Source organism: Oceanobacillus luteolus, from assembly GCF_042678205.1.
Classification (GTDB): Bacteria; Bacillota; Bacilli; order Bacillales; family Amphibacillaceae; genus Oceanobacillus; species Oceanobacillus luteolus.
On the sequence record NZ_JBHUDE010000153.1, the window covers coordinates 1 to 13,512 of the forward strand.

Below are 13,512 nucleotides of genomic sequence, written 5' to 3' on the forward strand. Positions count from 1 at the left end.
AAGGTATTCTTATTAATTTTATAGTTTGAAAATATTTCTGAAAAAGAATATTCTCCAGATTTATAAGCCATGATTACTTCATATTTAAATTCAACTGAATAGTAAATATTGGACATAAAAAAACTCCCCCAAAGTAAACAGATTTTTATTTTTTAATCTGTCTACTTAAAGGGGAGCATATCACTATGTTGGATGTCTCTTTCATAGTTATTCTATATGGTATGTCTTTAATCGGATGACTGCTTTAAACAAGTCACCATCGATGTGAAGAGAAAATATTCCACCTTGCAGCTCGATTAAACTTCTTGCAATCGACAATCCGAGGCCGCTGCCTTCAGTAGTCCTAGATTCATCTCCTCGTTTGAACCTTTCCATCAACTCGTCGGCTTTGATGTTCAATTCTGTAGCGGAGATATTTTTGAATTCAATTTGAATTTCTTCTCCCACATCTTCAATATCAATATACACCCTGGAACCTTTCAGCGTATATTTAAATATATTTGATAGTAAATTTTCAATGGAACGCCAGAGCAATCTTCCATCTGCTGTAACATATACTTTATCTTCGGGATGGTTCATTTTAAATGTTAGGTTGTTTTCTTCAATTTTATCCGCTACTTCTCCTAATCCTTGGGTGAGCAGGGATAAGACATCAATCTTTTCAAGCTGTACGGGAATATCACCACTGGATGCTTTCGCTGCATCAAATAAATCATCTGTTAAACCTTTTAGCCTTTTCGCTTTTTGGTCGAGAACCTCCACATAATCTTTCGCTTTCCCGGGATCTTCTTCCTGCTTTAACAGATCCACATACGTAATGATCGAAGTGAGTGGAGTTCGAATATCGTGGGACACATTTGTAATCAGCTCTGTTTTTAACCTTTCGCTTTTCAGCTCATTATCCACAGCGTTCTTTAATCCATCTGTGATGGTGTTGACATTTTCCGCTAACCTCGCAAATTCGCCTTTACCTTCCACATGAATACGATGATGGATATTACCTGCTTTAACTGCTGCAACACCATCTTGAATGGTTTGGAATTCTTTTACTTTCTTATAAGCGAACCAAGCTGCAATTCCAATGGTTACAGGGAACATGAAGAATGTGGCGGCAATCAGCACAGGGTATCCGATGACGATGAGTACGGTCTTGATTCCAATATTGCCACTTCGATACACATTGGCTATGAATTGGGCTAAACGATAGATGACTTGATAAAATAATGTGTGCTTAATCAACGTATGGTTTTTAAAGTGTTTAACAAGTGACAAGATGAGTACGAAACCAATTACTGCAATTAGAATAATCATCGGAATGATGGATTGATGATTGATTTCAAGTAGAAAGTCCAATAATACGACGAATAACGAGATTAGTGAAAAGCAGAATATAACATTCAAATCGTTGTATAATTTATCGACAAAATGAAAGTGGATCTCCTTGTCTTTAAAGGATCTTCTGCCAATTACTAAAGCAAGATATATGAATGAAAAGATAAACCCGGGCATGAACAATGTAAGTTTAAATAAGTTTTCTGCAGCGATTTCACTATTTGCTTCCCATTGTGCTAATCGTGGAGCTAAAAATTCTTCGGTGTAGCCAAAATAAATAACCGTATTTTCCGGATTTAGTTGGTCTGTCCGTTCTGTAAGCCAGTGTATATATTGGCTTTTATTCGTTTCTCTAGGATAGGCTTCCAAGTTGTAATCCTCATAAATAAAGTACGAAGGGAGCGCTTCGAAATCATCAGAACCTTCCAGTTTTGTGTTACTGAATTCTTTTGCACCATCTGTAGCATAGAAAAGTGGTTCCTCCACATTTTTTAGACGCTGCAATATTTTATGATATTCTCTCAGCTCATCCTGGATGAGTTGTTCTCTTGTAGATGAGATTTCTTCAGCATATTCTTTTTTGAATGTTTCATACTGCTGTTTTTCTGATTGAAAATCATCTTCATTTGAACGGTTTAAATACAGGTATTCTGAGAATAGCTCATCTTCTACTTCTTTCCATTCGTATTTATCAATCGATCCTCCATCTAAAATATGTTCCTCATTTTTATATTCCGTCATAAGACTGGTTAGGTCGTCGATCGACTGTAAACTTTCCTCCATATATGCACCACTTTGGAAATAACTCTTCTGCAGTACACTACTATATGGAACGGTCACTATATTGACTAGTGAAGCGATGACTCCTGTAAAAAAAGCAATCATAATGAAAAAGACGATTACTTTTGTAGTATTAGAATGACTATATTTTTTCAACTTTATATCCAACTCCCCAAACGACTTTTAAATATTTCGGCTCTTTCGGATTGATTTCGATTTTCTCTCGGATTTTCCGGATGTGCACGGCTACGGTATTCTCTGGTTGGTAGGCTGGCTCGTTCCAGACTTTTTCATAAATTTCTTCAATGGAAAATACCCGTCCAGCATTTGCAGTAAGCAGTGTCAGGATCTTGTATTGGACAGGTGTAAGATGAACTTCTTTTCCATCTGCCGTAATGCTTTTTCTTTCGTCGTCAATCACAAGGCCACCCGTTTGATAGACGTTGTCGTTCTGTTCGAGACTTCCTAAAGTAGTGTATCTTCTTAAGTTTGCTTTTACCCTTGCAATCAGCTCCAACGGATTAAATGGCTTCGTAATATAATCATCTGCACCTAAATTCAACCCAAGGATCTTGTCTGTATCCTCCGACTTTGCTGATAACATGATGACAGGTATATTTTTTTCTTCGCGAATTTTTCGTGTGGCCTTCATACCATCCATTACTGGCATCATGATATCCATAATAATTAAATGAATTTCATTACTTTCGATGATTTCGATAGCTTCTCCACCATGAAAAGCTTTAAAAATCGTATATCCTTCATTTTCTAAATAAATCCCAATTGCCTCAACGATTTCCTTATCGTCATCACAAATTAAGATGTTCATGAACGTCACTCCTACATCAATTTTCAGGGGCCTTTTCTCGAGCTGTCATCATCATAACAACTAAATCTTAATAATCAACGAATCTATTTCTTAAGGTTTTCTTATCATTCTGCTCCTACTTCAATCTTAAGGATTTATTAAGAATTGTATACAGCTTTTCTTAAGTATTGTTCTCTATGCTTATTTTAACAATAGTTAAGGGGAATGAAATCATGGAAGGAAAACAAATATATCTTTTATTAACGGATACAGGAACTATATTTACGAGGTTAATCAAAGCTTTTACGAAAGCACCATATAATCATGCCTCGATTGCTTTGGATAAAGAATTAAGAGAGGTATATAGTTTTGGCAGGAAGCAGCCCAGAAATCCATTCCGTGCTGGACTTGTCAAAGAAGATACTTCTTCAATTCTGTTTCGTCGTGCGAAATGTGCCGTCTATTCTTTAACAGTAACGGTGGAACAGTTTGAAAGGATTCAAGATTGTATTCAAAAAATGTACAAACAAAAGGAGGACTATCACTATCATCTGGCAGGATTATTTGGTGTTATGCTTAACAAGCCCATCAAAAAGAAAAATGCGTTCTTCTGTTCTCAATTTGTTGCAACTGTCTTAAAGGAATGTGGAATAATTGAAGTCGAGAATGACCTATCCCTAATCAAACCGTCGGACTTACCATTCACTGTTACATTCGAGGTGGTGTATCAAGGAAGGTTGTCGAACTATACGAATGGGTTCGATACAGAATTTGTGGCGAAGCATCGGCTTGCAACTACGATGGAAGCCTGATCGAGAAGTGATAATCAAGATGGAATTTCTATTAGTAGAAAGAAAAATAGGACCTCCAGTCTTCTGAGGGTCCGTTTTACTTGATTCAATCAGCTAAAACTTGTTCTTTCTCTTTACTCATTGCCATAAACAATATCATTGCGATAATACATGCTGTCCCAATCCATTGGAAACTTCCGAAAGGCTCTTGCAGCCAAAAAACAGTCGTCAAAACAGCAGCAACTGGCTCCAAACTACCGATTAAACTCGTTTCCTTCGGTGATAGGCTATGTAAACTTTCGATAAAAAACCAAAAGGCGATCATCGTACCAAAGATGATGACAAAAATTAAATACACATAACCTTCAAGTGGCAAACTGAGGAAGTCCATTTTCCACGGTGGATGTACAAAACTCAATGACATCCCTCCAATGATCATCGCCCAGCCAACAATCACCAGCGAGTCAAAATAGGCGAGGAGGGAAGCGGCGTATAATGTATAGAATGCTAATGCCACGCCTGATAAAATCCCCCATATAATCGCGGGAGCAGGAACTGATAGAGTGGATAGAGATCCATTCGTTAACAATAGGAAGCAGCCGCTTAATGATAGAAATACGGTGATGAAGTCCTTTTGCCTTAGTTGCATTTGTTTCCTTATCAGTAAGTACACGATAATCATTATTGGTGCTTGATATTGCAACAGGGTGGCTACAGCTGCATTTCCATGATTAATCGAAGCCATATAGGTATATTGGACCGCCAGCATGCCAAATAGGCCAAATACTAACAATTGAAAAGCATTACGTTTATTTTTCCACACCTCAACTATTTGTTTGCGGTCCCTAGTCAAGTACTGTATGAGTAAAAGTAAAGAGCCGGCAATTAAAAGCCGTGCAGTGACTAGCCACTCCACGTCAATCTGGAAGTCTTGAAAAAGCTTTTGTGCGACTGTCCCCCCGACTCCCCAAAATGTTGCCCCTGTAATAACAAAGAAAAACCCGATATTTCTATTCTGTCTTTTCACTTTGCGCATTCTCCATTACTTTATATTGGGACAAGTAAAATTTGAATCTATCCCTGAAAACCAACTATTGTTTATTGTCGATAATCGCTATGGTGCAGCGTGAGACACAGATCAACTTTCCTGTCTCTTCATCTGTGATTTTAATGTCCCACACATGTGTCTTTCTTCCAAGATGTAAAGGTGTACCAACTGCTTTCACTTTTCCTTCCCGCATGCTTCGAATATGATTCGCATTGATTTCCAATCCAACTGCCGCCTTATTCTCTGCTTTTACCAGGTTGAAGCTTCCGACACTTGCAACGGTCTCTGCGAGTACAACCGATGCACCTCCATGGAGCAGTCCATATGGCTGTCTCGTCGGTCCATGGACAGGCATGGTTGCGACAACCTTTTCTTCGGTAATTTCCACAACTTCAATTCCAATTGCTTCCATGATCGTCTCCATAATAAGCCTCCCATTATTATATTTATACTAATATTAACCTTTGAAATCGATATAGTAAAACATTTAGAAAGTTCAATTAAATAATCTTGTTTAATATGGAAACTACATTCGTTATACTTAGGTAAATGACATATTAAAAAGGACGATTGCCAATGGCGAAGATTTTAATTATAGAGGATGACTCCAAAATTGCATCTCTATTACAGAACCATTTAAAGAAATATGGATATGATGCGATAGTCGCGAGGAATTTTGATGGAATTACTGAGGAATTCAAGCAGGCACAACCGGACCTTGTTCTACTCGATATCAATCTGCCGAGTTATGATGGATATTATTGGTGCAGGCAAATCAGACAGTTTTCAACATGTCCTATTCTATTCCTCTCTGCCCGTTCAGGAGAAATGGACCAGGTGATGGCGTTAGAGAATGGCGGAGATGACTTTATTACGAAACCTTTTGCGTATGAAGTAGTCATCGCAAAGATTCGGAGCAGCTTACGCAGGGCATACGGAGAATATGCACCAAAGATCGAAGAACGTACAATCGAAATGGATGGTTTGACTCTATACATGGAAAGACTGGAACTAGAAAAAGAAGATCATGTTATTACATTGACAAAAAAAGAGGCGGTGCTCCTTGAGATGTTGATGAATCGTTTTCCACGGATCGTCTCAAGAGAACTGCTGTTGGAGAAATTATGGGATGACCAGTCCTTTGTTGATGAAAATACATTGAATGTGAATGTTACTCGAGTGAGGAAGAAGCTTCAGGAGTTAAATATTCACAATGCAATTGAAACGATTCGTGGAGCAGGATACCGTCTTGTTCCGAACTGGAGAACCCACCATGATTAAGCTATTTCTCCGCGATCAGTTTCCGCTTATTTTAATAAATGTACTTCAACTTGTTATTATCCTGATAGTTCTTTGGGTTAGTGGGTTCCAAGAACGCTCACTGATCTTTTATACTCTCTTTTTAGGAACTTTCTTTTTAACGGTTTACTTAGTTTATCGTTATGTAACGTTACAAGCTTTTTACCGGCGCTTGGCAAATCCAATCGGACATCTGGACGAAGTCTTTGAAACGTTGGACGGGGCACCACTTTCAACAGCACTCGGGCGGTTGCTTAAAGCACAGCATCGCTTGTATATCGAGGAAATTGAGCGGGCAGAGATAAAGCGGAACGAACATGTAACTTTTATCAATCAATGGGTGCATCAAATGAAGACACCACTATCAGTCATTGAGTTAATCATCCAGGACTATGATGACGACCAGCTACTGAGTATAAGAGAAGAAACCGACAAACTCGAAAAGGGTTTGGAAATGGTTCTATATGCTGCCCGATTGGAAGTATTTGAACAGGACTTCCATGTAAAGCCTGTACCGCTGAAGAAAGTGGTTGAACAAGTAATACATGAAAATAAACGGTTGTTTATTAAGAACAAAGTATATCCAGAAGTGCATATCTCAGATCTCACTGTTGAATCTGACGAGAAATGGTTAGTCTTTGTGGTGAATCAAATTATAACGAATGCAGTAAAGTATTCAGCTGGAATAGGGGATAAGGTCTATATATTTGAAGAACAACATTCTAATGGGACACGATTAATTATTAAAGATAATGGGATAGGTATTCCTAATTTCGACTTGAAACGTGTGTTTGATCCGTTCTTTACCGGTGAAAATGGAAGAACCTTTAAAGAATCGACAGGAATGGGCCTGTCACTGGTTCGAGATGTGTGTGATAAGTTGGGACATGATGTAGTCATTGACTCTATAGAAGGAGAAGGAACAAGCGTAATTTTAACATTCAGCAACAACCTTACATAAGTGTAAGGTAAATGAAAGCTTGACCGATGTTTAAATTTCCTCTTTTCTTTTACACTAGTTGTAGAAGGAAGGGGTTTTTTTATGGATATACTAAAAATGAAAAATATAAGTAAGGTGTATGATGGAAAAGTTGCCCACAAGGCATTGGAAGATATTGATTTGTCCATTGAGGAAGGTGAATTTGTTGGTATTATGGGGCCTTCAGGAAGTGGGAAGTCAACTTTATTAAATATGGTTGCCACAATCGATGAACCTACATCGGGGTCTATTCAAGTGAACGGCAAGGACCCACTTCGTCTCAACCACAATGAACTGGCTGTATTCCGCCGAAGAGAGTTGGGATTCGTTTTTCAAGATTTTAATTTATTGCCTACTTTAACCGTTGAGGAAAATATTGTACTTCCACTTACTTTGGAAGGTGTACGTATAAAGGAAATGGAGAAACGTGTAGTTGCCGTAGCGGAAAAGTTAGGCATACATCCGATATTAAAAAAACGGACATATGAAATATCTGGAGGTCAAGCACAGCGTGTGGCAATTGCTCGTGCCATCATTCATCGGCCGAAAATGGTACTTGCGGATGAACCGACGGGAAATCTAGATTCTAAAGCGTCCAGGACGGTGATGACAATGCTGGAGCGGATAAATAAGGAAGACCAGACAACGATGATGATGGTAACTCATGATCCGGTTGCCGCAAGCTATACAGAACGTGTCGTCTTTATTAAAGACGGTAAGCTATTTAATGAGATTCATCGTGGAGATAATCGTCAAGCATTCTTCCAGAAAATCATTGATGTGTTATCGCTGTTGGGAGGGGATGCAAGTGACCTTTCGTCAATTCGCGTTTAATAATGTATTACGGAATAAACGGATTTATGCAGCGTATTTCCTGAGTAGTTTATTTTCTGTCCTAGTTTTCTTCGTTTATGCGATTTTCGCTTTTCATCCAGGGTTGACGGAAGTACATCCAGGAGTGGCTACAGGATTGCATTTCGCCGAGGCGATCATTTATATATTCTCCTTTATTTTTGTTCTAATATCGATGAGTGCCTTTCTTCATTCCAGGAAGAAAGAATTCGGTCTCATGGTAATGCTTGGCATGACGAATCAACAATTGAGAAAGATGGTCTTTTTAGAAAACGTGTTGATTGGATTCGTCGCAACTATCGGGGGAGTTGGAATCGGTCTCGTTTTTGCGAAGCTTATTTTGATGATGGCGGAGTCTGTGCTGGAATTAAGGGCTCCCTTGCCGTTTTATATGCCATGGCAAGCAATGCTCTTAACATGTGTAGCTTTCTTGTTGTTATTTGTAGTAATCTCCTTTTGTACGGTTTGGATTCTGAAAGGAAATAAATTAATAGATTTAATTAAAGGTAGTGCAGTACCTAAAAAAGAGCCAAAAGCGTCTGTATTATTGTCTGTTTTAGCTGCTCTATTATTGGCGGTAGGATATGGAGTTGCATTATCTGTAAAAGGTGAAGCTGTAATCTTCGCGATGATTCCGGTGACTACTATAGTGATTATTGGTACGTATTTCCTGTTTACACAGTTAAGTGTATTTATCATTCACCGGTTAAAAAATCGTAAGTCACTGTTTTGGAAAAAAACGAACCTCGTTTTATTCTCTGATTTGTCAAACCGCATGAAGGATAATGCACGGACTTTCTTTTTCGTAGCTATTGTTTCTACAGTTGCTTTTACTGCCATTGGCTCTCTTGTTGGTTTTCGGTTTATGTTTACGAATTCTCTTGTCGAAGAGCGTATCTTTGCATTGGAATATTACTCTGCATCGGGAAATGAACAAGAGATAGAGCACCTTCAAACAATAACTTCAGAGTTGGAAGGGACGCCATACACTAATGCCTCTCTTCAAATTAAAAACGTCGAAATACCTAGTTTGGCTACAGAGTATCAACCTCTAACTGGCATCATCTCTGAATCTGAATTCAACGCATTAGCAAAAGCGGGAGGTCAGACAGAAGTACAGGTGGAATTAGATGGAAATGAGGCTGTTTATTATTATTTTGAACATCCTGTAGTGGATGCGAACAGGGAGATTGAGGTAGAAAATGAACGAACCGTAGATTTAATCGACACGGAAATACATCAAATATCTACCCTAGGTTCTACTTTAATCCGTACGTACGACGATTACTTTATTGTGGATGATCAATTTTTCAATGAAATAACGGAGTACGAAAGAGAAAGTTATCATGTGTTTCATGTGTCAGACTGGAAAGCTACAGCAGATATCGGTATGAACTTGCTGAATGAATTTGAAGTGGATGAAACGCGTGGTTATGGTGATAATTTTTACATTCAAAGTTTAGGTCATGACTGGAGTGTAATGAACCAATCCCTCGGAGCAACATTATTTATTGGGTTATTCATCGGAGCCGTATTTTTCGTAGCAGCCGGCAGTTTCTTGTACTTCCGATTATATGCTGATTTGGAAAGTGAACAACAGAAATTCGCAATGATCAATAAAATAGGTTTGACGGAAAAGGAATTATCAAAAGTATTGACGATACAGTTGGCTTTGCTGTTCTTTATTCCGATTTCGGTTGCATTGATTCATGGTGCAGTGGCTCTCACTGCCCTTAAAAATATGTTTGATTACAGCATGCTTCAAAGCTCAGTCCTTGTATTAGGAAGCTTTACTCTAGTTCAAATTATTTACTTTATCTTTATCCGTCACAATTATATTCGAAGGATAAAAAGCTATATAACGAATTAAGTAAAAGAACATGGAAGAGTACAACTCTCCATGTTCTTTTTTATATAGGCAAATGAATGGCATTGTGAAAACAGTATACTATACTTGATATAAGGCAGCTTTTATATAGTTTCTGTAAGATGAAGGTGATTTATTTTTTTATAGGAAAGGGATAGATATAAATGAAATTAAGTATATTAGATCAAGCCCCAATCACAAAAGGAAATAAAGCAGCGGACGCATTGAAAAAGTCGGAAGAATTGGCTGTGTTGGGCGATGAGCTGGGGTATCATCGTATGTGGTTGGCTGAACATCATAGTACGAATACTTTAGCAAGTTCTGCCCCTGAAATCATAGCTGCCCACTTAGCGGCAAAAACGAAAAATATCCGGATTGGTACAGGTGGCGTCATGATGATGCATTATTCGCCTTTGAAGCTTGCAGAAGTATTTAAGACGTTGAGCGGTTTCTCACCAGGGAGAATTGACTTTGGTGTTGGACGTGCACCAGGCGGTGATAATTATTCTATGTATGCTTTATCGGAAGGCCGTCAGCCGATGGTACATAATATGTATGAGAAATTTGATACTGCATTACAGCTGATTAACGATGAAATCCCGGAAGATCCGTTATACCACAACATCATTGCAACTCCATACGATATCACTCTTCCAGAAGCTTGGATGCTCGGTTCTACAGGTAATAGTGCCAGAGAAACAGGGTTAAGGGGAGTAGGTTATTCTTATGCCCAATTTTTCACTGGAGAAATGTCAAAAGCAATTTTTGATCTATATAAAAGCAGTTTTGTCCCTTCCAGTTTTATGGAAAAGCCACAAATTAATGTTTGTTACATGGTTACTACTGCTGAAACGAAGGAAGAAGCGGAATATGAGGCAAAACCACAAGATATATGGCGTCTTCTATTTATGAGAGGGAAAAATATGCAGGTGCTTACACCGGAAGAAGCAAAGGACTATCCTTTAACGGAAATGGATAAAATGACGATTCAAGAAAATCGAAAACAGCATATTGTCGGTGAAGTGAAGGAAGTTGCAGCATTTTTACAACAACAGCAAGAAGAATATGGGTTTGATGAAACGATGATTGTAAGTATTCCACACTCGCAAGAGAAGCGGCTGGAAGTGTATCGATTGTTGGCGAGGGAATTATTATAAAAGTAGTGAACATCATTATAAAAAGGTAAGCTGTGCAAAAATGGCAAACAGCTTACCTTTTTACCCTTACTCCCTCAAAAGTCTGAGGGAGTTTAAAATCACGATAAGCGCAGCACCTGTATCGCTGAGAACGGCCATCCAGAGTGTCAGCCAGCCTGGAAAAATAAGAGTCAAAGCAATAAATTTTACAATTAGAGAAAACCAGATGTTTTGCTTAATAATCGTTAATGCTTTCCTACTTAATTTAACGGTGTGTGGCAACTTTTCCAGATTATCTGCCATAAGGACAATATCTGCTGTCTCCATTGCTGTGTCGGTTCCTGCGCCACCCATAGCAATCCCTAAATCAGCGGTTGCGAGTGCGGGAGCATCATTGATTCCGTCACCAACCATAGCGACTTCATGACCTTCTTTTTGTAATTGATGAATGGCATCAACTTTATCCTCCGGTAATAGTTCTGCAAAGTAGCGATTGATACTCGATTCTTTTGAAATCACTTTGGCAGTACCTTCATTATCACCTGTTAACATCACAAGTTGATTCACTCCAACTTGCTTCAAACCATGTAATGCTTTAACAGTAGTAGATCGAATCGTATCAGCAACAGAGATGATTCCCATTATTTCATGTTCTGTACCTATCATTACTACTGTTTTTCCTTGTGTTTGTAGATGCTCTACCTGCGTCCTAACATGGTGGATAGGTACATTCATTTCTTCAAACAGTTTTATATTACCTGCATAATGGAATTCTCCATTGATTATTGCTTGCACACCTTTACCAACGATGTTTTTGAATGATTTTCCACTTTTAGCCTGGACTCCACTATCTTCGGCATATTCAACAATAGCTTTTGCGATTGGGTGTGTGGAGTGATTTTCTAATGTAAAAGCTAGTGATATTAATTCATCTTCAGAAGTAGTTAGCGTTATAATATCAGAGACTTTTGGTTTACCTTCTGTTAATGTACCTGTTTTATCAAATGCAATTGCATCAATTGCACCAGCTTTCTCAAGAAAGGTCCCACCTTTGATTAAGACACCGTTCTTTGCAGCATTTCCAATCGCCGAAACTATGGCGACTGGGGTAGAGATGACAAGTGCACACGGACAGGCGACTACCAATAATGCTAAACCTTTATAAAACCACTCTCCCCAAGTCCCAAAGCCGAATAGGGGTGGTAGCACAATCACTGCTAATGCCAATACAAAGACAATCGGAGTATAAATACTGGCAAACTTATCGACAAATGCTTGGGTAGGTGCCTTTTGCTCCTGAGCTTCTTCAACTAAGTGAATGATTTTTGATAGACTTGTATCTTCAACTAGCCTAGTGACTTTCACCTCAATTGAACCACTTTCATTAATCGTACCTGCATATACCGAATCTCCAGCTGATTTATCAACGGGTATGGATTCCCCGGTGATAGGCGCTTGGTCCACACTTGTCTCGCCTTCAATGATCTCACCGTCTAAAGGGATTCGATCTCCAGGCTTAATGACAATAATCTGACCGACAGATACTTCTTCTACAGGCTTTTTAACCATATCAGATCCGATCAAAACCCATGCTTCGGATGGTGCCAAATCCATGAGGTTACGGATAGAGCTTCTAGTTTGCTCGATGGATCTGGTTTGCAGTGCATTACCTAAGGCAAATAGCCAGACGACAGTTGCACCTTCAAACCATTCTCCAATCAAAGCAGCACCAATAACAGCTGCAGACATTAAAACGTTCATATCCAGTGAACCGCTTTTTACCGCGTAATAAGCACTTCTTACAGGTTTATAGCCGCTTACAACAATGGCAATTGAGTATAAGATAGTGGTGATAAATGCGGATACACCGCTATAAGAGCCAATAAAGCCAAGTGCAATCAATATACCAGAGAAAGCTATTAAGCCATACCCCTGATTATTATTTGTAGTATCCCTAGTATCACTGCTTTTTCTGATTGGTGATGCTTTAAATCCAATTTTAGCAACCTCGGAAATAATATCATCAACACTGTTCTCATGCTCCACCTTCATTTTTCCAGTGGAAAAATTGACCGTAACACTATTCACTGCAGGGACGGTATGTAAGTGATTTTCGATACTTTTCGCACAACTGCTGCAATCCATTCCAAGTACATCGTATGTTCTGATATTACTTTTTTCAATCAGCGGTTCCGCAGAAAAACCTAACTTTTGGATTTCATTTTCCACTCTATCAAGAGAAAGGGCGTTGCTTCCTATGATCTGTAATTTTGCAGTGTTGTAATTTACTTTAGCTTCTTGAATATCATTAAGGCGGTTAAGGCCTTTTTCAATCGTTAAGGCACATGAAGGACAATCCATTCCATAAATCCGGTATTCAATCTTTTCAGCTTCTGTAACCGATGGGCCGTTGTTTGATGTTTTTTCAACCTCATTGTTGCAACAATCCATTGGGCCCGGAATACCATCATTGTCAGTACTACTACAACACGATGAATTTGTTGCAGTAACAGCTATTCCATTGACCGACTTTTGACTGCTGCAACAACTATTTTGATCTTCCATGGTCTTCATTTCATTGTTTGTACCACAGCATTTATCCGCCATCTATATCACCCTT

General features: G+C 38.7%; 11 protein-coding genes. 6 read left to right on the forward strand and 5 right to left on the reverse strand.

What is annotated here, in order from left to right:
* Positions 1-207: 207 nt before the first annotated feature.
* Positions 208-2,268, reverse strand: a complete 2,061-nt coding sequence (locus ACFSBH_RS16850; protein ID WP_251516424.1) for a HAMP domain-containing sensor histidine kinase — start codon at positions 2,266-2,268, stop codon at positions 208-210.
* Positions 2,255-2,941, reverse strand: coding sequence for a response regulator transcription factor (locus ACFSBH_RS16855; protein WP_251516426.1), 687 nt, complete (start codon positions 2,939-2,941; stop codon positions 2,255-2,257). Before ACFSBH_RS16855 ends, ACFSBH_RS16850 begins: the two co-directional genes overlap by 14 nt.
* Before the next feature lie 212 nt (positions 2,942-3,153).
* Here ACFSBH_RS16855 and ACFSBH_RS16860 point away from each other — a divergent pair, with 212 nt between their 5' ends.
* Positions 3,154-3,732, forward strand: a complete 579-nt coding sequence (locus ACFSBH_RS16860) for a hypothetical protein (RefSeq protein ID WP_251516428.1) — start codon at positions 3,154-3,156, stop codon at positions 3,730-3,732.
* A gap of 85 nt (positions 3,733-3,817) precedes the next feature.
* Here ACFSBH_RS16860 and ACFSBH_RS16865 read toward each other — a convergent pair whose 3' ends face one another.
* Together ACFSBH_RS16865 and ACFSBH_RS16870 are read right to left on the reverse strand one after the other, a co-directional pair.
* Positions 3,818-4,738: an EamA family transporter gene (locus ACFSBH_RS16865; RefSeq protein ID WP_251516430.1), complete on the reverse strand. Its 921-nt coding sequence runs from the start codon at positions 4,736-4,738 to the stop codon at positions 3,818-3,820.
* Between the two features lie 64 nt (positions 4,739-4,802).
* Positions 4,803-5,186: a hotdog fold thioesterase gene (locus tag ACFSBH_RS16870; protein WP_251516473.1), complete on the reverse strand. Its 384-nt coding sequence runs from the start codon at positions 5,184-5,186 to the stop codon at positions 4,803-4,805.
* 149 nt (positions 5,187-5,335) lie between these two features.
* Here ACFSBH_RS16870 and ACFSBH_RS16875 point away from each other — a divergent pair, with 149 nt between their 5' ends.
* The 5 genes from ACFSBH_RS16875 (at position 5,336) to ACFSBH_RS16895 (ending at position 10,913) form a co-directional block, all read left to right on the forward strand.
* Positions 5,336-6,040, forward strand: coding sequence for a response regulator transcription factor (locus ACFSBH_RS16875; protein ID WP_251516431.1), 705 nt, complete (start codon positions 5,336-5,338; stop codon positions 6,038-6,040).
* Complete coding sequence (locus ACFSBH_RS16880; RefSeq protein ID WP_251516432.1) at positions 6,033-7,019, forward strand: sensor histidine kinase; 987 nt, start codon at positions 6,033-6,035, stop codon at positions 7,017-7,019. Before ACFSBH_RS16875 ends, ACFSBH_RS16880 begins: the two co-directional genes overlap by 8 nt.
* Positions 7,020-7,100: 81 nt before the next feature.
* On the forward strand, positions 7,101-7,871 hold the full coding sequence (locus tag ACFSBH_RS16885) for an ABC transporter ATP-binding protein (protein WP_251516433.1): 771 nt from the start codon (positions 7,101-7,103) through the stop codon (positions 7,869-7,871).
* Entirely contained in the window at positions 7,846-9,759 is a 1,914-nt protein-coding gene (locus ACFSBH_RS16890; protein WP_251516434.1) for an ABC transporter permease, read from the forward strand. The genes ACFSBH_RS16885 and ACFSBH_RS16890 overlap by 26 nt, the downstream gene beginning before the upstream one ends.
* A gap of 161 nt (positions 9,760-9,920) precedes the next feature.
* Positions 9,921-10,913 (forward strand): LLM class flavin-dependent oxidoreductase, encoded by a 993-nt coding sequence (locus ACFSBH_RS16895; RefSeq protein WP_251516435.1) that lies wholly within the window; start codon positions 9,921-9,923, stop codon positions 10,911-10,913.
* A 66-nt stretch (positions 10,914-10,979) separates the two neighbouring features.
* Here the strand turns inward: ACFSBH_RS16895 and ACFSBH_RS16900 are convergent, their stop codons facing one another.
* Positions 10,980-13,499 carry a heavy metal translocating P-type ATPase gene (locus ACFSBH_RS16900; RefSeq protein ID WP_379598721.1) on the reverse strand — a complete coding sequence of 840 codons (2,520 nt, stop codon included), beginning with the start codon at positions 13,497-13,499 and terminating at the stop codon, positions 10,980-10,982.
* Positions 13,500-13,512: the final 13 nt, after the last annotated feature.